This window comes from Marinobacter sp. (genome assembly GCF_048269445.1).
In the GTDB taxonomy this organism is placed as follows: domain Bacteria; phylum Pseudomonadota; class Gammaproteobacteria; order Pseudomonadales; family Oleiphilaceae; genus Marinobacter.
The window spans coordinates 266,675-289,669 of record NZ_JBLXIQ010000006.1 but is presented as its reverse complement, the minus strand read 5'-3'; the positions used below and the strand labels follow the sequence as shown (position 1 = coordinate 289,669).

At 56.8% G+C, this 22,995-nt stretch carries 16 protein-coding genes; 10 read left to right on the top strand and 6 right to left on the bottom strand.

Annotated elements, in window-relative coordinates:
* Positions 1-47: 47 nt before the first annotated feature.
* A complete protein-coding gene (locus ACN0XM_RS14660; protein WP_417567682.1) occupies positions 48-956 on the bottom strand; it encodes a tetratricopeptide repeat protein in 909 nt (302 codons plus the stop codon).
* A gap of 165 nt (positions 957-1,121) precedes the next feature.
* Between ACN0XM_RS14660 and ACN0XM_RS14655 the strand changes: the two genes are divergently transcribed.
* Positions 1,122-1,622 (top strand): MarR family winged helix-turn-helix transcriptional regulator, encoded by a 501-nt coding sequence (locus ACN0XM_RS14655; protein WP_417567681.1) that lies wholly within the window; start codon positions 1,122-1,124, stop codon positions 1,620-1,622.
* Between the two features lie 23 nt (positions 1,623-1,645).
* On the opposite strand, the gene ACN0XM_RS14650 is transcribed toward ACN0XM_RS14655, so the two are convergent.
* The 3 genes from ACN0XM_RS14650 to lon all read right to left on the bottom strand — a co-directional run bounded on the left by ACN0XM_RS14650 (position 1,646) and on the right by lon (position 5,912).
* Entirely contained in the window at positions 1,646-1,987 is a 342-nt protein-coding gene (locus ACN0XM_RS14650; protein ID WP_417567680.1) for a c-type cytochrome, read from the bottom strand.
* 64 nt (positions 1,988-2,051) lie between these two features.
* Positions 2,052-3,317 carry a PQQ-dependent sugar dehydrogenase gene (locus tag ACN0XM_RS14645; RefSeq protein WP_417567679.1) on the bottom strand — a complete coding sequence of 422 codons (1,266 nt, stop codon included), beginning with the start codon at positions 3,315-3,317 and terminating at the stop codon, positions 2,052-2,054.
* A gap of 144 nt (positions 3,318-3,461) precedes the next feature.
* Positions 3,462-5,912: an endopeptidase La gene (lon, locus tag ACN0XM_RS14640; RefSeq protein ID WP_417567678.1), complete on the bottom strand. Its 2,451-nt coding sequence runs from the start codon at positions 5,910-5,912 to the stop codon at positions 3,462-3,464.
* Between the two features lie 217 nt (positions 5,913-6,129).
* Between lon and trxA the strand changes: the two genes are divergently transcribed.
* On the top strand, positions 6,130-6,993 hold the full coding sequence (gene trxA, locus ACN0XM_RS14635) for a thioredoxin (RefSeq protein ID WP_417567677.1): 864 nt from the start codon (positions 6,130-6,132) through the stop codon (positions 6,991-6,993).
* Positions 6,994-7,080: 87 nt separating this feature from the next.
* On the opposite strand, the gene ACN0XM_RS14630 is transcribed toward trxA, so the two are convergent.
* On the bottom strand, positions 7,081-8,445 hold the full coding sequence (locus ACN0XM_RS14630; protein WP_417567676.1) for a KamA family radical SAM protein: 1,365 nt from the start codon (positions 8,443-8,445) through the stop codon (positions 7,081-7,083).
* 663 nt (positions 8,446-9,108) lie between these two features.
* Here ACN0XM_RS14630 and aceE point away from each other — a divergent pair.
* Together aceE and aceF are read left to right on the top strand one after the other, a co-directional pair.
* Positions 9,109-11,772 carry a pyruvate dehydrogenase (acetyl-transferring), homodimeric type gene (aceE, locus tag ACN0XM_RS14625; RefSeq protein WP_417567675.1) on the top strand — a complete coding sequence of 888 codons (2,664 nt, stop codon included), beginning with the start codon at positions 9,109-9,111 and terminating at the stop codon, positions 11,770-11,772.
* A 10-nt stretch (positions 11,773-11,782) separates the two neighbouring features.
* Positions 11,783-13,453, top strand: a complete 1,671-nt coding sequence (gene aceF, locus ACN0XM_RS14620) for a dihydrolipoyllysine-residue acetyltransferase (protein ID WP_417567674.1) — start codon at positions 11,783-11,785, stop codon at positions 13,451-13,453.
* A 465-nt stretch (positions 13,454-13,918) separates the two neighbouring features.
* Here aceF and ACN0XM_RS14615 read toward each other — a convergent pair whose 3' ends face one another.
* Positions 13,919-15,040 carry a DcaP family trimeric outer membrane transporter gene (locus tag ACN0XM_RS14615; RefSeq protein ID WP_417567673.1) on the bottom strand — a complete coding sequence of 374 codons (1,122 nt, stop codon included), beginning with the start codon at positions 15,038-15,040 and terminating at the stop codon, positions 13,919-13,921.
* Positions 15,041-15,202: 162 nt separating this feature from the next.
* Between ACN0XM_RS14615 and ACN0XM_RS14610 the strand changes: the two genes are divergently transcribed.
* The 6 genes from ACN0XM_RS14610 (at position 15,203) to astB (ending at position 22,989) form a co-directional block, all read left to right on the top strand.
* Entirely contained in the window at positions 15,203-16,675 is a 1,473-nt protein-coding gene (locus ACN0XM_RS14610; protein WP_417567672.1) for an exonuclease domain-containing protein, read from the top strand.
* Positions 16,676-16,774: 99 nt separating this feature from the next.
* Positions 16,775-17,989, top strand: a complete 1,215-nt coding sequence (locus ACN0XM_RS14605; protein ID WP_417567671.1) for an aspartate aminotransferase family protein — start codon at positions 16,775-16,777, stop codon at positions 17,987-17,989.
* A gap of 9 nt (positions 17,990-17,998) precedes the next feature.
* Entirely contained in the window at positions 17,999-19,018 is a 1,020-nt protein-coding gene (locus ACN0XM_RS14600; protein ID WP_417567670.1) for an arginine N-succinyltransferase, read from the top strand.
* A 52-nt stretch (positions 19,019-19,070) separates the two neighbouring features.
* A complete protein-coding gene (gene astA / locus ACN0XM_RS14595; RefSeq protein ID WP_417567669.1) occupies positions 19,071-20,171 on the top strand; it encodes an arginine N-succinyltransferase in 1,101 nt (366 codons plus the stop codon).
* A complete protein-coding gene (gene astD / locus ACN0XM_RS14590; RefSeq protein ID WP_417567668.1) occupies positions 20,159-21,634 on the top strand; it encodes a succinylglutamate-semialdehyde dehydrogenase in 1,476 nt (491 codons plus the stop codon). The genes astA and astD overlap by 13 nt, the downstream gene beginning before the upstream one ends.
* 14 nt (positions 21,635-21,648) lie before the next feature.
* Positions 21,649-22,989 (top strand): N-succinylarginine dihydrolase, encoded by a 1,341-nt coding sequence (gene astB, locus ACN0XM_RS14585; protein ID WP_417567667.1) that lies wholly within the window; start codon positions 21,649-21,651, stop codon positions 22,987-22,989.
* Positions 22,990-22,995: the final 6 nt, after the last annotated feature.

Sequence of the window (22,995 nt, the reverse complement as noted above, 5' to 3'; positions counted from 1 at the left end):
TTCTTGTGTTCTCAGCGAGTTAAACAAACACTACACATCGCTGGTTGTCAAGCATCCGTGCCGTCGTCCTGATCCGGGTATACCAGTGTGCGGAAGCTTTCGTGGTCGCGCAACTGTTGGAAACTGACGTCCACGGAGGCATCGTCCCGGTATGCCTCGGAAATATCAATCGCTTTTTGCAGGGTGCTGACAGCGTCCTCCCAGCGCCCGATCTCAGCATAGGCGCATGCCAGCTGATAGTGCGCATGGCCATTATCTGGTGCAAGTTTCAGGGCCCTCTGGCAAAGGCTGATGGCCCACAGCGGTTCCTGCATTTCCAGAACGGCGTCGGCTTTATAGCTGAGGGCTTCCACGTCGTCCGGGCGAAGATCCAAAATGGTGTCGTAGGCGGAAATCTTGTTTTGTTGTGAGGTTTCCTGGCTGGCTTTCAGCCACAGCGAGTGCACTTCATTGGTGCGCTCAATCTCCGCCTGGTTCTGCTGGATGATGTCGGATTTCTGCCGAAGCTGGTCCTCGATAAATTCCAGGCGGTTCTCATACTCGACCACCAGTTCGTTCACCCTTTTTTCCGCCAGCGTGGTGAGCTGGTTGCGCATGTCCCGGATCGAGTTCCACCCGATAACCACCAGAATCGAAGTCGCACCAGCGATCAGATAGAAGAAGTAAGTCACGGTGTCGGTCGCGTAAGACATGGTCTTGTCCGCAACGGACAGTTCCTTGTCTACCACCTTTTCGATCAGTTCCGCGCGGGTGTTCATCATCTCCTTGCGCAGGGCTTTGCTTTCCTCCAGCAGGTATAGCTCCACGAACGGCGTGTACATGGGCTTTTCCAAGGTTTTGATGCTCTCCCTGAGGTCTTCGGAGGTAAGTTCTTCTTCCGGGCCGAGGCTATCCTGGCCATAGGCGGTGCCGGCAAATGCCATCATGAAGAGGAGGGGCAGCAAATACTTGATCATCGGGCTCAGTCCGTCGCTCTGTCGGAAATGGAACAAGTTCGTGACCTTAGCATAGTGGCTGGCGGAAAAAATGCCGGGAATCTCCCTGACTTGCATTTACCTGTGCAAAGACCTCTAATAGTTAGTGGTATAAGCAAATTGTCAGTCCCGACTCGGAGTAAGGTTGTGAGCAGCTATGAAGATGTACTGGTGGCACTGAGGCGTGTGATCCGGGCAACGGATCTTCATTCCAAACGTCTCAGCAAGCACGCAGGGCTTACCGGCCCGCAGCTGTTGATCATGAGAACGATTCGGGCCCTCGGGGAAGTCACCATCGGAACCATTGCCGAAAAGGTGAGCCTCAGCCAGGCGACGGTGACAACGATTCTGGATCGCCTGGAGCATCGCAAGCTGGTCTATCGGGTGCGCAGCACCCAGGACAAACGCAAGGTGCATGCCCATCTGACGGACGAAGGCGCCGAGCTCCTTGCCCGGGCACCGAATCCGCTGCAGGAGGATTTTATCCAGAAATTCCAGAGCCTGGCTGAGTGGGAGCAGACCATGATTCTGGCCTCACTCCAGCGGGTGGCCAATATGATGGATGCCGACGATATTGATGCATCGCCGGTGCTGACCGTCGGGTCTGTTCTGAAGGACGATGGCTGGAAAGCCGATGCCACGTCCTGAGCGATGGCATCCGACGCCAATCGTTATTCGGGCATTTTGGCGGTGATCTCAATGGATTGGTACCAGGCCGCCAGGTCTGCTATTTGCTGATCGGTCAGGTTCTTGGCCACCACTGACATCATCTCATGTTCGCGTTTGCCACTGCGAAAGGCTTTCAACTGATTCTGGATGTAAATCTGGCTCTCGCCGGCAAGGTTGGGCGCGATGGGGATTTTGGCGATTCCGTCCAGGCCGTGACAGACCTTGCACTGGGAGGCCAGTTTCCGACCCTCGGCGGGGTCTGCGGCAAAGGCGGTGGAAGAAAGGGTCAGGATAGAGGTTGCGAGTATCACAGCGGACAACACAGGGTTGCTCATTTTCAACATGCAGGCTCTCCGGTTAGCCGGGGAAGGATGACTCCCCGGCCCTGAAAGGGATGTGCGTTCAGGCTCAGGAGCCGGAACCGGTGTAGGCGATCCGATAGACGGCACCGGCCAGATCGTCAGAGACCAGCAGTGAGCCATCTTTCAGCTGGGCCACATCCACCGGGCGCCCCAGATACTCGCCATTTTCATCCAGCCAGCCTTCCGCGAAGGGCATGGTTTCCCCGGCAATGTTGCCTTCCGCATCCACCGGCGTGAACATCACCCGTGCACCGATAGGCGTGGTCCGGTTCCAGGACCCGTGCTGAGCGGAGAAGATCCCGCCCTGGTATTTTTTCGGGAACATCTTGCCGGTATAGAAAGCCATGCCCAGATCTGCAGCGTGGGCCACGGTTTCGGAAACCGGGAAGACCACGTCGACCGGAACCTCTTCTCCCTTGTATTCATTGGTTCGGACGTCACCCCCGCCATACCACGGGAACCCGAAATTCTGGCCCATGGCAGTTTGCCGGTTGATTTCACCGGGGGGAATGTCATCGCCCATGCCATCCACCTGATTGTCGGTGAACCAGAGGTCTCCAGTGGTGGGGTTAAAATCCTGGCCGACAGAGTTGCGGATACCGCGGGTATAAACCTCACGCTCGGTGCCGTCCTGGTTTACCCGGATAATGCCGCCGATACCCCATTCGCTGAATGTGTCCAGGTATTCCCGGGGTGGCACGTTGTAAGGTTGGCCCAGCGAGATGTAGAGCTTATTGTCTGGCCCGATATCGCAAACCCGCGCGGTGTGGTTATAGCTTACAAACTCCTCGGGAATCAGCTCGCCCTGGGGGATGACTTCGGACGCGACCACATCGCCGCCTTCATAGAAGAACTCGGCGGCGGGGTAAGCCAGCACCCGGTTCTGTTCGGCAATGTAGAGCACGCCGTCTGGCGAGAAGCAGGGACCATTGGGCACGGCCTTGGCCAGGGAAGGCGCGAAGTTCTTGACCTCATCGGCCACCCGGTCCTTGTCGCGGTCAGTGACCGCCCAGACTTCTGTTTTCCGAGTGCCGACAAAGGTGACCACACCCTGGGGGCCTACTGCCATGTGGCGGGCATCCGGTACCAAGGCATACAGGCTGATTTCAAAGCCATTGGGAAGCTGGATTTTTTCCAGCGTTTTCCGGATGGCATCAGCGCTGTCACTGTTCTGGTCAATGACGGTGAACTCAGCCTTTCCCGTGGTCTGGAAACTGCCCAGCTTTTTCAGGGTGTCGTCGGATTGGCTATGGGCATAAGGAACCATGGCGAGGCTTGCGGCCACGCAGACAATTGAGGCTTTCTTTTTCATTGTTTTACCATCCTTGTTATCAGCCAGTAGTATGCCGGTAGCCTTGGGGCTACCGGTCGTTTACTTTTTGATCAAACTCAAGTCGAGTAAAGACAACGGCCCAGAACGCGTCAATGTCATTGCTCACTGGTTAGACCAGTTATTTCAATGGACGCTGGATCCTCTGCGGGGTTTGTTGCCGAAGCAGACCTGAAATACATCGCTGTAGTGCCGGGCAAAATTCACTGTCAGGCCCTCTTTCAGATACTCCGGTAGCTCCTCGTAATCGCCGCGGTTTGCCTCGGGCAGAATCAGGTTGTTGATTTTTTGCCGGCGCGCGGCAATCACTTTCTCGCGGATACCGCCCACTGGCAGCACCTGGCCGGTCAGCGTCAGCTCTCCGGTCATGGCAAGATTCTGCTGCGGGGCCTCTTTGCGGGCGATGGACAGTAGCGCAGTGGCCATGGTGACGCCAGCGCTGGGGCCATCCTTTGGCGTTGCACCTTCTGGCACGTGCAGGTGCACGAAGGATTTGTCGAAAAAGGTGGGGTCGCCCCGGAAGCGTTTGAGGTTTGAGGATACGTAGCTGTAGGCGATTTCGGCGGACTCCTTCATCACATCCCCGAGCTGGCCGGTCAGTTTGAAGCCGCGTTGGGTGCTGTGGATGCGCGACGCTTCAATGCTCAGGGTGGCGCCGCCCATGGCGGTCCAGGCCAGGCCGGTGACAACGCCGGTGCCCTTGAGGGATCTCTCCTTCCGGAACGAAGGCTGGCCGAGATAGGATTGCAGGTCGGAGACCCCCACCTTCACCGGCCGCTCCGGGTTTTCCAGCAATTTCACAATGCCTTTGCGCAGAATCTTGTGCAGCAGCTTTTCGAGATTTCGCACACCAGCTTCACGGGCATAACCTTCAATCACCTGCTTGATGGCGGCGTCGGTGATATTGAACTGCTTTTTTAGTAGACCGGCCCGCTTGAGCAATCTTGGCAACAAGTGATGCTTGGCGATGGCCAGTTTTTCTTCACCGATGTAACCGGACAGGCGAATCACATCCATACGGTCCAGCAAGGGCCGAGGGATGGTGTCCAGCTGATTGGCGGTGCAGATGAAGAGCACCTTGGACAGGTCCATGCGGACATCCAGGTAGTGGTCGAGAAACTCGCGGTTCTGTTCCGGATCCAGGGTTTCCAGCAGTGCCGAGGCCGGGTCGCCATGGTAGGAGGCACCGATCTTGTCGATTTCGTCGAGCATGATCACCGGATTTGCCACTTTCGAATCCTTCAGCGCCTGGACGAACTTGCCGGGCATGGCGCCGATGTAGGTGCGGCGATGGCCCTTGATCTCGGCCTCATCACGCATGCCGCCGACGCTGAAGCGGTAAAACTTCCGCCCGAGAGCGTCTGCAACGGAATGGCCGATGGAGGTCTTGCCAACCCCGGGCGGGCCCACCAGAAGCAGGATGGAGCCACTGACTTCGCCCTTGAAGGTGCCCTCGGCCAGAAACTCGACAATGCGGTCTTTCACGTCGTCCAGGCCATCGTGATCCCGGTCCAGAATCCGACGTGCTTCGGTCAGGTCGAAATGATCCTCGGAATGAACGCCCCAGGGCACCTGGGTCAGCCAATCGAGATAATTGCGAGTAACACCGTATTCCGGCGAGCCCTGTTCCAGCACCTGCAGTTTCTGGACTTCATCGTTGAAGCGCTCGCGAACGGCCGCTGGCGGATTCAGTTCGGCCATCCGTTCCTCGAACCGCTCCACATCTGCGGTCTTGTCGTCCTTGGCCATGCCCAGCTCGCGCTGGATAACCTTCAACTGCTCTTTCAGGAAGAATTCCCGCTGGTGCTTCTGCACCTTGGCGTTGACCTCTTCGCTGATTTCCGACTGCAGGCGGGCCACTTCCTGCTCCTTACGCATCAGCAGCAGGACTTTCTCCATGCGCCGCAGCAGGGGAACGGTGTTGAGCACATCCTGCAGTTCGCGGCCTGGTGCGCTGGTCATGGAGGCACCGAAATCGGCCAGTGGCGAGCTGTCCTCCGGCCCGAAACGGGACAGGTACTGCTTCACCTCCTCGCCATACAGTGGGTTGGTGCGCAACAGTTCCTTGATCGAACTGATGATGGCCAGGGTGTAAGCCTTGAGTTCATCGGCCTCTTCTTTCGGCTCGGCGGGGTACTCCACCTCCACCAGGTATGGCGGCTTGCGGCGTAACCATTGAACAATTCGGAACCGCTGCAGGCCCTGGGCAATGAACTGGACCTTGCCGCTTTCGTTCTGGGCATGATGAACGCGAACGGCGCAGCCCGTGGTTTCCAGCTGTTCACTGGCGGGTATGCCGTCTTCCCCATCCTGCTCCGCTACAAAACAGATGCCCAGTACCTTGTGGTCGGTCTCACCGACCCGTTTAAGGGTTTCCTGCCAGGGGTTCTGGTTCACCACCACAGGCTGTACCTGTGCCGGAAAGAAGGGGCGATTTGACACCGGTAGCACATACATTCGCCGGGGCATCATTTGCTGGGGCAGGGCAAGGCTTTTGCTGTGTTCGTCCTTGCCGATGTATTCAGTCACGTCCTCTTCGAATTCCTCGAGTGAGTCTTTGTGCGCGTCATCGTTCATGCCGTGAAGTATCCATCCGGAAAGGTTGGGGGTCGCCCGGGTGCGTAATCAAAGCCATTCCCCGAAGCGCTGCTTAATAGCCTATGTAACGGCAGATACGGTAATTTCAAGGAGTTGGCTTTTCCCGAGTTGCAGTTGATTTTCCGGCATCCGGCCCCAAGTCCTCTGACAGTTCCTAACGATTCATTCGACTTTTCGACTTTTTCAGGTGCCCTGCATGAGCAATTCCCCCTACATCTTTGAAGCCACCATGGAAAACTTTCAGCAGAAAGTCATGGAAGCCTCAGCCACCACGCCCGTCCTGGTGGATGTCTGGGCCGAGTGGTGTGCTCCCTGCAAGCAATTGACGCCTGTGCTCGAGAAACTGGCCAATGATTACGAAGGTGGCTTCATGCTGGCCAAGGTCAACGCCGATGAGCAGGAGCAGCTTACCTCTAGTCTGGGTGTGCGCAGCTTGCCAACGATAATACTGGTGAAGGATGGCCAGGCCGTGGATGGTTTTAACGGCGCCCTGCCGGAGAGCGAGATCCGCAAGGTCCTGGACAAGCACGTTGAGGCTCCGAAGGAAGACCCTTACGACAAAGCCCACCGGATCTGGGAAGAGGGGGATGTGGAAGGTGCCCTGGCCATCCTCTCGGAAATGAACCAGAAAGACCCCGAAAACCTGAAAGTGCTGATCGATCTGGCTCAGCTGAAGGCGGAAATGGGCGATATCGAGACTGCCGAGCAGGTACTCGAGAGCCTGCCACCGGAAGAGAAAATGCAGCACCAGGCCAAGCAGCTGGCGGCCCGGGTGAAGTTCCTGAAGCAGTCAGCGGAGCTGCCACCGGTCAAGGACCTGGAAATGGCGCTGGAGCAGGACCCGAAAGACCCGAACGCACTGCACCAGTTGGCGCTTCACCACGTATTACAGGAAAACAACGCCGAAGCCATGGACCTGCTGATTCGCCTGATGAGGGTGGACAGCAAGTACAAGGACGAAGTTGCCAAGACCACACTGGTTGAGCTGTTCGACAAGCTGGGCAATAACAACCCGGATGTGCGGACTTATCGGCGCAAGCTCTATACCCTCATGCACTGAGTGTGAATTCCGTGGTCGCGTGAACTCGGGGTCAGATGAATGTTTTCATCTGACCCCCGTCGACGTGTGAGGGCGAGCAATCAGGTTTCAGCCGTTGCCCTTCTTCATTTCCTCGAATTCATCCTCGAAAAAGAATTTCTCTTCACCGAAAGCCGGCTCCAGTTCGTGCAGCCAGGTCGCGGTTTCGCTGTACTTGGCAAAGAACGGGCGCTGAACCCAGTCCGGGTTGCGGCCCTGCAGGAAGCGCAGGACGAAGGCCTTTTCGCCGTGGATTTCGGTAATACCCTGGATTTCCACCTTACCCGGACCGGCGCTCATGGAGGGGCCTCGGGCTGTGCGCGCCAGACCGCTGACCTTCTTCATGGCCTCCCGGTAAATCTGGAAGGCCTCGGCAAGCGGCACTTCAAAGTAGTTCTTGGCGCCGGTGTCCCGTTCTACGAACATGTAGTAGGGGATAATGCCCAGCTGCACTTCCTTCTTCCACAGTTTGGCCCAAGCATCGGCGTCGTCGTTTACATGCTTGATCAGCGGGCCCTGGGCGCGGATCTCGGCGCCGGTGGCACGAATCCGGCGAATCGCCTCCTCGGCAATCCCGGTCGTAATTTCCTGCCAATGGTTGTAGTGGGCCATGATGGCCACGTGCTTGCCGGCATCCACCAGGCGGGCGAACAGGTCGATCAGTTCATCCGCATCCTTGTCGGTCACAAAACGATACGGCCAGAAGGTGAGGGCCTTGGTGCCGATGCGGATGGTCTGGATATGATCAAACTCCGGCTGCAGCAGCGGTTCCAGATACTGCACCAGGTTCTTGGTTTTCATCACCATGGGGTCGCCGCCGGTCACCAGCAAGTCGGTTACCTCGGTGTGCTCGGCCAGATAACCGTGCAGTTTTTCCGCTTCGGTGCTGGACATCTTCAGGTCCTTGTCACCGACAAACTGCGCCCAGCGGAAACAGAAGGTACAGTAGGAGTGACAGGTCTGACCCTGGGCAGGAAAGAACAGAACCGTTTCCCGGTATTTGTGCTGAACGCCGTCCAGTACCTCGCCGTCCAGCTCCGGCATGTTCATTTCCATCTGGCCGGCCGGATGCGGGTTCAGTTCATCCCGAATTTCCTTGGCAACGGCCTGGATCTCTTTCTTGTCGCCACCGTCCCGATGCATTGTTGCCATGCGCTCGTAATGCTCGTCCTTCAACATGCCTTTTTGAGGGAAGACAAGTTGATAGATCGGGTCGTTCGGCACCTTGTCCCAGTTGATCAGTTCGTTGATCACGTATTCGTTTACCCGGAACGGCAGCACACTGGCGACCACTTTCATTTCAAACAGGGTCTCTTCAGGGAGATTCTGGATGACTTCGATCTTGTCAAGCTGGCGGTCTGTGTAGACCTTGAAACGCCGTTCCTCGAATTCCGCGGTGGGAATCCGGTTAGGAAAGGTGACGATGGAGTTCATAGATCGCCCTCTGTCAGTGTTAATGTCTGAAAAAGTGGTCTGACCACTTTTTCGGTGGTTAAAAAACGGGCACGCAAGTATACATAAATCGAAATTCATTTTCAGGTCTAACAAAAAAGTGTCAGAAACTCAGGCTCTTGCCGGGCTGGATCTCTTTGAAAATGCAGAAAATAGCGTTAAGAGCCGCGAAATAGCTATTAAAAGCAGGAAGGTGATCGTTTAGCGTGGTAATGAAATTGAGCCTTGATAAGAATGCTACGACATTGGTCGCAGTCTGGTTGTCTGATGGCCCGAAAACCGTCATTCTTCCGTAAGTAACCGTAATGATGCAGTCCGGAGAGGATTTAAATGCGGCTTGAATTGAATTTAACGGCAAAAATGTAGTAAAAATACTACACAATCAGGTGGGCAGGCCCATGCACTTCACCAGAATGCCGGTCAACCAGGGGCCAAAAGCCCGTGATTCGCGGGCGATCAGGCAGGAAAAGTGTGAAAGCTGTTCTATGCTTTATACAGGTTCTGTGTACTGCAAGCCGGTACACCTGTCAGGCTGACAATACCCATAACAACATACTGCATTTCATCGCAGCTTACCGACACCGCAACGCGCCAGGCTGCTGATCGTGGCCGCGCTGCACTTTTTGATGCCAAGGGGAGGGTTTGATGTACCAGGACGATGATCCCATTGAAACCAGTGAATGGCTGGACGCGCTGGAATCTCTGATTGAGAACGAAGGCGTAGACCGGGCCAAGTACATACTTGAAAGGCTCTCCGAGCGAGCCAGTCGCGATGGCACCCAGCTGCCTTACTCCATTACCACGCCATTCCGGAACAGCATTCCTGTTGCCCAGCAGGCGCCCATGCCTGGTGATCTGTTTATGGAGCGCCGAATCCGTTCGTTGATCCGCTGGAACGCCATGGCCATGGTCATGCGTGCCAACCAACGGCCCGGAGATCTGGGTGGACACGTGTCGTCGTTCTCCTCCGCCGCCACACTTTACGATGTGGGCTTCAACTATTATTTCCATGGTGGCGATGAAAAGCGCGAATCCGATCTGGTCTATTTCCAGGGTCACTCCTCGCCGGGCATCTATGCCCGCTCCTTCCTTGAAGGCCGTTTCGAGGAAAAGGATCTCGACAAATACCGGGAAGAAGTAGACGGCACTGGCCTGTCCTCTTACCCGCACCCCTGGTTGATGCCGGATTACTGGCAGTTCCCGACGGTGTCGATGGGGCTTGGTCCCATTCAGGCCATCTATCAGGCTCACGTCATGAAGTACCTGGACAGCCGGGAGCTCATAGAAATGGGCGATCGGAAGGTCTGGTGCTTTGTCGGTGATGGTGAAACGGACGAGCCGGAAACCCTGGGTTCCATTTCCATGGCTGGTCGGGAAAACCTCAGCAACCTCATTTTCGTGGTGAACTGCAACCTTCAGCGCCTGGACGGGCCTGTGCGTGGCAACGGCAAAATCATTCAGGAGCTTGAGGGCGTGTTCCGGGGAGCCGGCTGGAACGTGCTGAAGGTGGTTTGGGGGCGTCACTGGGATCCCCTGTTCGAGAACGACAAGGACGGCAAAATGCAGCGGGTCATGGACGAGGTCTGCGATGGCGAGTTGCAGAACTACAAGAGCAACGGCCCTGCCTATACCCGCAAGCACTTCTTCGGCAAATACCCCGAAACAGCGAAGCTGGTTGAAAGTCTGTCTGATGAGGAGATCAACAAGCTTAACCGCGGTGGCCACGACCCCTACAAGATTTACGCGGCCTACCACCACGCCATCCACAACAACGGCGGGCGCCCGACCGTTATCCTGGCTCATACCATCAAGGGCTATGGGTTCGGCGAGGCCGGTGAGGCGCAGAACACAGCGCACTCCCTGAAGAAGCTGGACATCGAGCAGCTGAAGTCGTTCCGGGACCGGTTCGCGGTGCCGCTGAAGGACGAGGAGCTCAAGGACGTTCCCTATTACCGGCCAGCGCCGGATAGTCCGGAAATTGTCTACATGAAAAAACGCCGTCAGGAGCTGGGTGGTTTCTATCCAAAACGGCGCAAAGACTGTCAGCCTCTGAAGGTTCCCGAGCTGGATATCTTCAAGGCGGTGCTGGACGGTTCCGGTGAGCGGAAAATCTCCACCACCATGGCCTTTGTCCGCATACTGACGGCCCTGACCAAAGATAAGCGTATTGGCAAGCGGGTAGTTCCGATCGTGCCGGACGAAGCCCGCACCTTCGGTATGGAGGGTATGTTCCGTCAGCTGGGTATTTATACGGCTGAGGGTCAGAAGTACGTTCCGGAAGACCGTGATCAGATCATGTACTACCGGGAAGACAAAAAGGGCCAGATTCTTGAGGAAGGTATCAACGAAGCTGGCTCCATGGCGGCCTGGATGGCGGCTGCCACTTCGTACAGCACCAACAACTTCCCGCTGATTCCGTTCTATATCTTCTATTCCATGTTCGGCTTCCAGCGGGTGGGCGATCTGGCGTGGGCATCCGGTGACATTCAGGCTCGTGGTTTCCTGATTGGTGGTACTGCCGGGCGAACCACCCTCAACGGTGAAGGCCTGCAGCACCAGGACGGGCACAGCCATGTTCTGGCCAACACCATTCCAAACTGCAAGGCCTATGATCCGGCCTACGGCTATGAAATGGCCGTGGTGCTTCGTCATGGTATGAAAGAGATGTTCGAGGACAACCAGAATGTCTTCTACTACCTGACAATAGAGAATGAAAACTACGAGCAGCCAGCGATGCCCAAGGGTTGTGAAGACGGGATCATCAAGGGCATGTATCTCTACGAGTCGGTTGAGACCAAGGGCAACAAGAAAACGTCCCGGGTCCAGTTGCTTGGTGCTGGTGCCATCCTGAATGAGGTGCGTGCGGCAGCCCAGATGCTGAAAGACGACTGGGGCGTGGCCTCTGATGTGTGGAGCGTGACCAGCTTCAATGAGCTGGCCCGTGAAGGCCAGCACGTGGAGCGCTGGAATCGTCTGCACCCGGATGACAAACCCAAGAAGGCCTATGTTACCCAGTGCCTGGAAAAGCATGCAGGGCCGGTAGTGTCGTCTACCGATTACATCAAGCTGCACTCCGAGCAGCTCCGGGCGTTCATTCCCAAAACCTACCTGACTCTCGGTACTGATGGTTTCGGCCGCAGTGATACCCGGGAAAAGCTGCGCAGCTTCTTTGAAGTGGATCGTTACTATGTGACGGTAAGCGCGCTGTCTGCCCTGGCCCAGGACGGTGAGGTGAAGAACGATGTGGTTCTCGAAGCCATGCGCAAATACGGAATCGATCGCAACAAAACGAACCCGGTGCTGAGCTAAGGAGACCGCCATGAGTGAACAGGAAATCAAGGTTCCGGATCTCGGCGGTGCGGATGAGGTCGAGGTTATCGAAATCACCGTCAGCGCAGGGGATACCGTTGAAGAAGAAGATCCGATTCTGACCGTTGAGTCAGACAAAGCCTCTGTTGAGCTGCCGGCACCCGGTGCCGGCAAGATCACCAAGATCACCGTGAAGGTGGGTGACAAGGTGAAGGAAGGCGATGTGGTCGGGATGATGGAGCCCAGCGGTGAATCCGGTGGCGCTGATGATTCCGGCAGTGAAGCTTCTGAAAAAGCCCCTGACGAGAAACCCGAACAAAAGGACGAAGGCAAAAAGGAAGAAAAGCCAGAAGAAAGCAAACCGGCCCCAAAGAAGGCTTCCGGTGGCTCCCGCAAGGAAACCGTCTCGGTTCCTGCGCTGGACGGCTTTGACAATGTTCCGATCATCGAGATCAATGTCTCCGAGGGCGACACCATTGAGGTCGACGATCCGCTGGTAACGGTGGAATCCGACAAGGCTACCATGGAGATTCCCTCGCCCTATGCAGGCAAGGTGGGCAAGATCCTGGTATCCGAAGGCGATAAGCTTTCGGAAGGCAGTGAATTGCTGGAAATGACCGTTCAGGAAGACGGTGGCGAGGAGGAAGAGGCCTCTGAGGATTCCGGTAAGGAAGAGAAAGAGAAGGCTGAGCCGAAATCCGAAGATAAGCCAAAGCCGGCGGAGCCAGCGCCCGAACCACAGGGTGCAACCTATGAGCCGCCCACACCGGGTGCCAAGGTTCATGCTGGTCCTGCCGTGCGTAAACTGGCCCGCGAGCTGGGCGCGGATCTGGCCCGGATCAAGGGCTCTGGTCCGAAGAGCCGGATTATCAAAGACGACGTCCAGGCTTACGTGAAGAGCCAGCTGAAGCAGGCCCAGCAGGGCGGTGGTGTTGCTACCGGCTCTGGTATCCCTGGCGTCAAGCTGCCGGACTTCAGCCAGTTTGGTGAGGTCAAGCGCGAGGCTATGTCGCGCATGATGTTCGCAACCGCGAATAACATGCAGCGCAGCTGGCTGAACGTGCCTCACGTGACCCAGTTCGAAGATGCGGACATCACCGATATGGAGGATTTCCGCAAGGCCCAGAAGGCAGCCGGCGAGAAGAAGGGCGTGAAGATGACGCCACTGCCGTTCCTGTTAAAGGCCTGTGCTACGGCGCTGGCGGAGCTGCCCCAGTTCAATGTGTCGCTGGATATGGAGCGCAAGGAGGTGGTTCGCAAGAATTACATCCACATCGGGATTGCGGTGGATACGCCCAACGGACTGATGGTGCCGGTGATCCGGGATGTGGACCAGAAGGGCCTGTGGGAGCTCGCTGCCGAGAGCGCCGAGCTGGCCCAGAAGGCCCGGGACAAGCAGCTGAAGCCGGCAGAGATGCAGGGTGCCTGTTTTACCATCACCAGTCTGGGTGGTATTGGCGGCACGGCATTTACGCCGATTGTGAATACGCCGGAGGTAGCAATTCTGGGGGTTTCCAAGGCGGCCATGAAGCCGGTTTGGGATGGCAAGGCCTTCCAGCCCCGGTTGATGTTGCCGTTGTCGCTGTCTTACGACCACCGGGCGGTGAACGGGGCCGATGCAGCCCGATTTACCACGGTGCTCAGTCAGCTTCTTGGGGATATTCGTACCCTACTGCTGTAACCGTTTAGCCCTGTGCTATGTGCCCTCCCAGCCTTCGAGCTGAGGGGGGCAACAAAGGCGGGCATACCTTTTCAGAACACGCTACAAGCACATCCATGTGGGCTTGTTTCGGGCCGTCCCTGGCCCTCAACAGTTCTGAAAAGGTATGCCCGCCTTTGTCGTTCTGGCGCCTCAGATATCCATGCAATGCTCGAAAGGTCAAATGTGGTCGGGTCCGGGGTCAGAAGAAAGCCTTCTTCTGACCCCATTCCGGGACTGATCCCCAAAGCTTTGGCGCTGACCTCGAAAATGGCGTCAGATGGAGGTTTTCATCAGACCCCTGAGCTGCGTCAAATTCCAGAGGTAGCCTAAGGATTTCGGGTCCATGCAAGGCAGAGCAAAGCAACGAAACCTGGCTCTCTCCCAGAAACGAAAAAGCCCCAGCAATTGCTGGGGCCTTTCCGAGTTAACTTCTAATAGGAAGGGTTAGAAGTTGTACTGTGCTGCAAATGCCACGCTGCTGGCATCGCCGTCATCACCGTTCTGGGTTTCACGCATACCGTACTTGTATTCAACACCCATCATGACGTTTTTAACAGGAGTCCACTGATAGTTCGCCATCACGGCTGAAACAGTTTCAGTAGTGGTTGCTGCGATTACACCATCGTTAACGCCATCATCAAGATCCACCTGAGTCATGCCGTAGCCTACGTTGATGCTACGACCACCACCGAGGTTGATGCCGGTACCAACTGTGCCGCCATAACCAGAGATCGTCTCGACGTCACCGTTAGGTGCAATGTAGGCGCTGTCAGCGCCAGAGCGATACAGGTAGCTGTTCGCGCCGTCGGTGTAGCTCAAAGAACCCTGAAGCGTAACCATGTCTGTCAGAGCCATTTGGGCAGCTACGAAGGTAGCAAAACCAAAGGAGCTGTCATCGGCGGTTCCAGTGTCATAGCCAACTTGCTGTGCAAGCACGGCGGCAGAGTAGGACAGGCCGCCGGCAGAATCTTCCAGGCGAGCGGTGAATGCTGGCATGCCATTTTTGGCAGCGCCGCCATCGTTGGTAATTGAATTCTTTGGATCTTCTGCCGAAATAGACAGAGGGCCTGTGGTATAGCGAATCTGCGGAGTACGGCTCTGGTAGCCGGCTGCACCTGGCAGGGAGTCGAAGTCGAGAGTCGAGGTATTACCTACGAAGCTGGTGAAGTTTGACCAGGTCTGACCGGCCAGAACACCGTTGTAAGAACCGTAAGCATGGCGCAGACGAAGGGTGCCTCCACGGAAATCGCCTTCCACATTAACCATTACGCCTTCTGGGGAGGTTGCCTTCACACCGATACGGCTCTGTACGGCGTCCGCGCCAAAGTAGCCGGTCGCCTCGTTGTCTTCCGCTGCGCCAACGTTGATTGCGCTGTAGTCAAACGAACGGGTAGAAGTTGATACGTTCTCATCAATATCGTAACTGGCGTTGAACCGTGCATAACCGTAAACGGCCATGTCATAGTCGCCAGCAGTAAAGCTAACTGCGCCGGCCTGTCCGGCTACGCCAAATACTGCCGCAGCTGCCGTCGCACGAATTGCCAATCTCAGTTTGTTGCTTTGCATCGTTGTTGTCTCCACACATTTTTGTTGTTGGACCCAAGGACAAGGTAGTTACGAATCTGTGACAATTCAAATAATTTCGTGCATAAGTTAGACGAATGTCTATGGCGGGTTTTCGTTCATAGTCAGACATCTGCAGTTGCCAATAAGGCGTAAACTTGTTCCATGACCTCCAAAAGTACAATTCTCGACACTGCCACCTTCGCGCTTCTTGATATTGAAACCACTGGCGGCAATTCATCCTGGGACCGGATTACCGAGATTGGTATCCGGTTTTGGCGGGCGGGTGAGATTGTGGGCGAGTGGCAGACGTTACTTAACCCGGAAACCCGGATTTCGCCGTTTATCGAGCAGTTGACGGGTATATCCAATGACATGGTCGCTGAGGCGCCGCTGTTTGAGGAGATTGCCGATGATCTGGAAACGCAGCTCAAGGGCACGGTGTTCGTCGCCCACAACGCCCGTTTCGATTACGGCTTTATCAAGGCGGAGTACCGCCGTCTGGGTCGGCTTTTCTCGGCGAAGGTGCTGTGTACGGTCAAGCTTTCCCGGCGTCTGTACCCGGAGTTTCGTCGGCACAACATGGATGCGCTGATTGCCCGGCACGGCCTGGCCCAGGTTCAGCGGCACCGGGCCATGGGGGATGTCTCCGCCATGCTGGCGTTTTTTGAGCATGCTCGGGGTGAGAAAGGGGATGAGCGGTTCGAGAATGCTATACGCGAACTGCTGCAGTGCCCGAGCATTCCGTCCCATCTACCACCGGATACGTTGCAGGATCTGCCCCGGGGACCGGGTGTGTACCGGTTTTACGGCGAGAAGGATGTGCTTCTGTACGTGGGCAAAAGCACCAACATCGCCCAGCGAGTGGCCTCGCATTTTTCCGGCGATCACAACTCCGCCCGTGGCGTGCGAATTTCCGAGAGCCTTCGGCGTGTCGAATGGACAGAGACTGCCGGTGAGCTGGGGGCGCTGCTGCTGGAGCTCCAGCAGATCAAAACCCTGAAGCCGATGTTCAACCGGCGCTCCCGGGCCGCCAAGAACCTGGTCAGCATCGGGTTGTCAGAAAACGATGCCGGCTATTTGCAGGCTCGGCTGGTCCGTGAAATCGAGCCCCATCGGCTGGGCGATTATTTCGGTCTGTTCCGGAGCAAGCGGGATGCGCAAAGGGCGCTGAGTGGAATTATGGCGAAGAACGAATTGTGTAATAAGTTGCTGGGTCTTGAGCCGGATCATGAGGGCGCGTGTTTTCAGCGGGCACTGGGGCGCTGCAAGGGTGCCTGTGAAGGGCTGGAGCATGTGGAACGGTACAACCTGCGGGTGCAGATTGCGTTCCATGGCCTGCGCCTGAAAACCTGGCCCTGGAAGGGGCCCGTGGGCATTGTCGAGGAAGATGTCCGGTCGGGGCGGGCAGACATTCTGGTGGTGTACAATTGGATGCATGTGGCCACCCTTCACGAAGAGGAAGAATTGCATGATCTCTCTCTGCAGGGGCAGGCGGTCACCTTTGACCTGGATTCCTACAAATTGCTGATCCGTGCGCTGATGGATAGGGGTAGCGATACTGGAAATGTTAGAGAGAAACAACCGAGGGTCATCGAACTGCCGCCAATCGGGGAACCGGATGTTCTTATGCCCTGAGTGGCGTATTATGAAGAAAGAGTCCGCATACCTACGTACTTGCCTGGTTCGGTAACTCTACTATTTTTAAACGTTTAGCCGCTTTCCCGAGAGAGAACTATGAATAAAGAACCCGTCAGCCGCGAACTGTTCGATCAAGTCATGGTGCCTAACTACGCCCCCGGTTCCATCATCCCGGTGCGAGGTGAGGGCTCTCGGATCTGGGATCAGGAAGGCCGCGAGTTTATCGATCTCCAGGGTGGCATTGCGGTGACCTGCCTTGGGCACTCTCATCCTGGACTGATCGGGGCGTTGCAGGATCAGGCAGGGAAAATCTGGCATCTGTCCAACGTGATGACCAATGAGCCGGCTTTGCGTTTGGCGAAAACCCTGTGTGATCTTACCTTTGCCGAGCGGGTGTTCTTTGCCAACTCCGGCGGCGAGGCGAACGAGGCCGCCTTCAAACTGGCCCGCCGTTACGCCTGGGAGCACTTCGGCCCGGAAAAAAACGAAATAATCTCGTTCAGGAATTCCTTCCACGGGCGCACTCTGTTCACCGTCAGTGTCGGTGGCCAGCCCAAATATCTGGAAGGTTTTGAGCCGGCTCCAGGTGGTATTCACCACGCCGAATTCAATAATCTGGAGTCGGTAAAAAAGCTGATTTCCAAAGCAAAGACCTGCGCCGTGGTGGTAGAGCCCATTCAGGGTGAAGGCGGTGTTATGCCGGGCGATCAGGCCTTCCTCGAGGGGTTGCGCCAGCTGTGTGACGACAACGACGCCCTGCTGGTGTTCGACGAGGTGCAGTCCGGTGTTGGAAGAACCGGCCACCTGTACGCCTACCAGATGTACAACGTGGTGCCGGATATTCTCTCCAGTGCCAAGGGCCTGGGCGGTGGTTTCCCGATAGCGGCCATGCTGACAACCGCAAAGGTGGCCTCCAGCCTCGGCGTCGGAACCCACGGCAGCACCTATGGTGGTAATGCTTTGGCTTGTGCCGTTGGCCAAAAGGTGGTGGACACCGTCAGCCAGCCGGAGATTCTCAAGGGGGTGAAATCGCGCTCCGAAAAGCTCCGCAAGGGCATGATGGACATTGGTGAGCGCTATGGCGTGTTCAGTGAGGTTCGTGGGGCTGGCTTGTTGCTCGGCTGTGTGCTCACCGAGCAGTGGCAGGGCAAGGCCAAGGATTTCCTCAATGCCGGCCTTGATGAGGGCGTGATGGTTCTGATCGCCGGCGCTAACGTGATTCGCCTGGCGCCGTCCCTGATCATTCCCGAGCCGGATATCGACGAAGCCCTCGAACGTTTTGAAGCGGCGGTTAAAAAACTGACGGCCTAAGGAGTTCCTATGTGGCTGGTACGTCCGGCTCAGCCGGATGATCTGGACCAGATTCTTGCCATCGCGGGTACCCAGGGTGCCCGCCTTTCCTCCACCCTGCCCAAACAAGGCGATGCTCTAGCTTACAAAATTGAGCAGTCACTGGCGTCCTTCGCCGGCAAAATCAGCACAGAGGATGACCCACCGAGGTTCCTGTTTGTGCTGGAAAACACCGAAACGGGAGAGATTGTCGGCACCGCCGGTATCGATGCCCGTGCCGGCAATGGTCAGCCTTTCTATAGTTATCGGCGCGATGCCCTGATCCACGCGTCCCATGAGCTGGGCGTATCAAGGCGGGTAGAGGTTTTGTACCCCTCTCATTCACTCACAGATAACACTTTGCTGTGTTCGTTCTCGATCCGGCCAGAACTCCGGGGCAGCGATGCGTTCGAGCTGCTGTCGAGGGCACGGATTCTATTCATTGCCGATCACCGGGAATGGTTTACCCAGCGTGTGACGGTAGAAATCCAGGGTGTTCAACTGGACAGCGGCAGCGTACCGTTCTGGGATAGCCTGGGCCGGCATTTCTTTGATATGGATTTTGAAACGGCGGATCAGTATTCCGGCCAGCTGAGTAAAACCTTCATTGCAGAGCTGATGCCGCCCAATCCGATCTACGTCACCCTGCTGAGCGAGGCTGCCCAGAAAGCGCTGGGGCAGCCGCACCCCATGACAGTGGCCAATTTCGAATTGCTCCAACGTGAGGGGTTCCAGCCAGGCTGCTACCTCGATATTTTTGATGCGGGGCCGGTACTGGAGGCGCGCACCGACAGTCTGAGAACGCTGGTGACCAGTGCCCCGAAATCCCTGCATGCTGCCAACCATGACTTTGGCGAAACCTGCCTGATTGCGGCCGGGGAGCGGGACCAGTTCCGCTGTACCCTGGCACCGGTTTCGGAAACTCTGGAAGACAAGCTCAAGGTGCCGGTAACTACCTGGAAGGTGCTGAACAAGACCGCGGGTGACCGGGTAAGGATTGCGCCGTTATGACAGTGATTTGGATAACTCTTCAATTATATTGGGGAAACAGAGAGGCGACACCATGCTGGTAATTCGCCCACTGCAGGAAAACGATCTGGACGATCTTTACACCATGGCTCAAAACGCCGGTAAGGGCCTTACCACACTGCCAGCGGACCGTGAGCTTCTGGAGAAAAAGATCAGCCACGCCCGGGAAACCTTCAATCAGCGCTGTGCTCCGGAGGCCGGCCTTTATCTTTTTGCCCTGGAGGATACTCAACGCAAGAAGACCGTCGGAATCAGTGGTATCCAGGCTCGTGTTGGTCTGGATGAGGTGTTCTACAACTACCGGCTGAGTGTTGCAGTAAACGCCTCGAAGGAGCTCGGAGTGCACGTGCGCACCCCGACGCTGCATCTGTCTAACGACATGACCGATACCAGCGAAATCTGCTCGCTGCTGCTTTCTGACGAGTACAAGGGTGGGGGTAATGGTCTGCTTCTGTCCCGTTGCCGGTTCATGTATCTGGACGACTTTCACAAGCACTTTTCGGAAAAGGTCTTTGCGGAAATGCGCGGGGTTTCCGATGCCCAGGGGCGCAGCCCGTTATGGGATGCCCTTGGTGCCAAGTTTTTCGACATGGAATTCAGTGAGGCGGACATGCTTTCGGGGCTTGGCAACAAGTCGTTTATCGCCGAGCTGATGCCCAAATACCCGATCTATCTGCCCATGCTGCCGGATTCGGCCCGGGCGGTGATCAGTCGAGTGCATGGCAACACGGCACCCGCACTCAGGATGCTTCAGGCGGAGGGGTTCAATTTCAACGGCCTGGTGGATATCTTTGATGGCGGTCCGGTGGTCGAAGCCTTTGTCAATAATATCCGCACCATCAGAGAAAGTATCAACCGGCATGCCATGGTTGTCCGTAGGCCAGTAAATCTGGACGTTCCGACCGATGAGCGTGTCATGGTGTCGAATCGGTCCTTCTGGGATTTTCGGGTGACGACCTTGCCTATGGATTGTATAGGACCGGATACGGTCAGTTTGCCACCGGAAGTTGCTGACGCCCTGCAGGTCGAGTCCGGTGATCCGGTTCGTCTCGCCCCCTTGAAAGATTCGGGCGTGCAGACCAAACATATGTTCAGAAGTTCAGTATCTGGAGGTGCATCGAAATGGCAAAGCTGACAGGCGAATTGTTTATTGACGGGCTATGGATCCAGGGTCACGGTGGTCCCTTCGAATCTGTCCAGCCGGTTACCGGCGAGACGGTCTGGGATGGTGAGAGCGCAAACCTGGAAGACGTCGATGCGGCGGTTCGTGAGGCACGCAATGCCTTCGTGAAGTGGCAGCGGAAAAGTTTTGCGGAGCGCCAGGCTGTTGTCGAAGCGTTCGGCGAATTGCTCGAGGCTCACAAGGAGGACCTGGCCCACCAGATCGGCCTGGAAACTGGCAAGCCCCTTTGGGAATCCCGCACGGAAGTGGCCGCCATGGTTGGCAAGATCGGTATTTCGGTGAAAGCCTATAACGACCGCACTGGCCACTCCGAATCGGACGTTGCCGGCGGCCACGCGGTGCTGCGGCACCGTCCCCATGGTGTAGTGGCGGTATTCGGCCCCTACAATTTCCCGGGGCATTTGCCCAACGGGCATATTGTGCCGGCAGTGCTGGCGGGTAATACCGTGGTGTTCAAGCCCAGTGAGCTGACCCCCGGGGTCGCGGAATTGGTCGTGAAGCTCTGGGAGAAGGCAGGCATACCAGACGGTGTGATTAACCTGGTGCAGGGCGCCGCAGCTACCGGGAAGTCGCTGGCCAGCCATCCGATGGTCGATGGTCTGTTCTTTACCGGCAGTTCAACCGTCGGTCACCTGCTGCACAAGCAGTTCGGCGGCCAGCCGGAGAAAATCCTGGCCCTGGAAATGGGCGGCAACAATCCGCTGATTGTCCAGGATGTGCATGACGTGGACGGTGCTGTTCATCATGCCTTGCAGTCGGCGTTTCTATCGGCGGGCCAGCGCTGCACGTGCTCCCGGCGGCTGCTGGTTCCCAAGGGCAAAAAGGGGGATGCGTTCCTGGATCGGCTGGTGGAGGTCGCCTCCCGTATCAAGGTGGGTGAGTTTGATGCTGATCCCCAGCCGTTCATGGGCTCGGTAATTTCGGCGGAAGCGGCGGACAAACTCCTGGCGGCTCAGGCCAGCATGGTGGAGAAGGGTGGTGAATCGCTGCTGGAGATGAAATCCCTCAAACCGGATACCGGCCTGCTGTCGCCAGGTATTATTGATGTAACAGGGCTTGAACTGACCGATGAAGAATTTTTCGGGCCACTGCTCACGGTCCACCGCTACAAGAGCTTTGATGATGCCCTGGAGCTGGCCAACGATACCCGGTACGGGCTCTCGGCCGGTATTCTGACTGACGACCGGAAGCTCTATGACCGACTGGCGGAAGAGGTGCGGGCCGGTATTGTGAACTGGAACCGGCCGCTCACGGGCGCCAGTAGTGCGGCGCCTTTCGGTGGTGTTGGTGCCAGCGGCAACCATCGCCCCAGCGCTTATTACGCTGCCGATTACTGCGCCTGGCCCATGGCGTCACTGGAAGCCAGCAAGAGCGAGCTGCCAGATACCCTAGCCCCCGGCCTGAACTTCGATTAACGGAACCGACTGCCATGGCTAAACACGCGGTAGAAGCAAACTTCGATGGCCTGGTTGGCCCCACCCACAATTATGCCGGGCTTTCCTGGGGTAACGTGGCGTCCAAGTCCAACGTGCGCTCGGCGTCCAACCCGAAAGAAGCGGCGTTGCAGGGGCTGGCGAAGATGAAGCGGCTTGCGGACAGGGGCTATGTGCAGGGAATTCTGCCGCCTCATGAGCGACCGCACATTCCGACACTTCGGGCTCTGGGCTTCGAGGGCCGAGATGCCAGGGTGTTGGAGCAGGTGGCGAAAGCCAGCCCGTCGATTCTTGCGGCGGTATCCTCAGCCTCGTCCATGTGGACGGCTAATGCTGCCACGGTGTCGCCGAGTGCGGATACCGCAGATCATCGGGTACATTTCACCCCGGCGAACCTGAGTGCCAAGTTTCACCGCTCCATTGAGCACACGGTCACCGGGCGTTCTCTGAAAGCGATCTTTGCCGATGAGAGCTATTTTTCCCATCATGCTGCACTGCCCTCAGTCAGTCATTTTGGCGACGAGGGCGCGGCCAATCACACCCGGCTATGTGCTGGTTATGGAGACCCCGGGGTGGAGCTCTTCGTCTATGGTCAGGTTGCCTTTAACGAGCAGGCGCCGGCCCCGAAGAAATACCCCGCCCGACAAACCCTGGAGGCCTCGGAGGCGATTGCACGACTGCATGGCCTGAAGGATCAGCATGTGGTGTTTGCCCAGCAAAACCCGGAAGCGATCGATGCTGGCGTGTTCCATAACGATGTCATCGCGGTGGGCAACGGCAACACCTTGTTCTATCACGAAATGGCGTTCCTGAACGAAGACCGTGTGCTGGCGGATATTCGTGAGCGTCTGAGTAGCACAGAGCTTGAGGCCGTGCGGGTCAGTAGTGCCGAGGTACCCGTTGCAGATGCGGTGGCCTCTTACCTGTTCAACAGCCAGTTACTGAACACGCCAGACGGTATGTTGCTCGCGGTGCCCGGTGAGTGCCGGGAAGTGGCTTCGGTAAGCCGGTATCTGGATGACCTGATGAAATCCGGGGGGCCGATCACGTCGGTGGAAGTGTTCGACGTCAAGCAGTCCATGCGCAACGGCGGTGGGCCCGCCTGTTTGAGGTTGCGGGTGGTTCTTAATGATGACGAGCTCAAGGCCATGCATCGCGGCGTGATTCTCACCGATGCACTCTACGAGCGTCTGACTACTTGGGTGGAAGCCCATTATCGGGATGAGCTGAGCCAGGATGATCTGGCAGACCCCATGCTGCTGGAGGAAGTCCGCAAAGCCCTGGACGAACTCACCGGTATTCTGGGGCTGGGCTCAATTTACGATTTCCAGCTTTAGTGCTGG

Excerpts from the sequence above, each read along its gene's own strand:
- lon (WP_417567678.1), bottom strand. The coding sequence starts at position 5,912 with ATGAACGATGACGCGCACAAAGACTCACTCGAGGAATTCGAAGAGGAC.
- ACN0XM_RS14610 (WP_417567672.1), top strand. The coding sequence starts at position 15,203 with ATGACCTCCAAAAGTACAATTCTCGACACTGCCACCTTCGCGCTTCTT.
- astD (WP_417567668.1), top strand. The coding sequence starts at position 20,159 with ATGGCAAAGCTGACAGGCGAATTGTTTATTGACGGGCTATGGATCCAG.
- ACN0XM_RS14650 (WP_417567680.1), bottom strand. The coding sequence starts at position 1,987 with ATGTTGAAAATGAGCAACCCTGTGTTGTCCGCTGTGATACTCGCAACC.
- ACN0XM_RS14660 (WP_417567682.1), bottom strand. The coding sequence starts at position 956 with ATGATCAAGTATTTGCTGCCCCTCCTCTTCATGATGGCATTTGCCGGC.
- trxA (WP_417567677.1), top strand. The coding sequence starts at position 6,130 with ATGAGCAATTCCCCCTACATCTTTGAAGCCACCATGGAAAACTTTCAG.
- ACN0XM_RS14605 (WP_417567671.1), top strand. The coding sequence starts at position 16,775 with ATGAATAAAGAACCCGTCAGCCGCGAACTGTTCGATCAAGTCATGGTG.
- ACN0XM_RS14615 (WP_417567673.1), bottom strand. The coding sequence starts at position 15,040 with ATGCAAAGCAACAAACTGAGATTGGCAATTCGTGCGACGGCAGCTGCG.
- aceE (WP_417567675.1), top strand. The coding sequence starts at position 9,109 with ATGTACCAGGACGATGATCCCATTGAAACCAGTGAATGGCTGGACGCG.
- ACN0XM_RS14630 (WP_417567676.1), bottom strand. The coding sequence starts at position 8,445 with ATGAACTCCATCGTCACCTTTCCTAACCGGATTCCCACCGCGGAATTC.
- astB (WP_417567667.1), top strand. The coding sequence starts at position 21,649 with ATGGCTAAACACGCGGTAGAAGCAAACTTCGATGGCCTGGTTGGCCCC.
- ACN0XM_RS14645 (WP_417567679.1), bottom strand. The coding sequence starts at position 3,317 with ATGAAAAAGAAAGCCTCAATTGTCTGCGTGGCCGCAAGCCTCGCCATG.
- ACN0XM_RS14600 (WP_417567670.1), top strand. The coding sequence starts at position 17,999 with ATGTGGCTGGTACGTCCGGCTCAGCCGGATGATCTGGACCAGATTCTT.
- astA (WP_417567669.1), top strand. The coding sequence starts at position 19,071 with ATGCTGGTAATTCGCCCACTGCAGGAAAACGATCTGGACGATCTTTAC.
- aceF (WP_417567674.1), top strand. The coding sequence starts at position 11,783 with ATGAGTGAACAGGAAATCAAGGTTCCGGATCTCGGCGGTGCGGATGAG.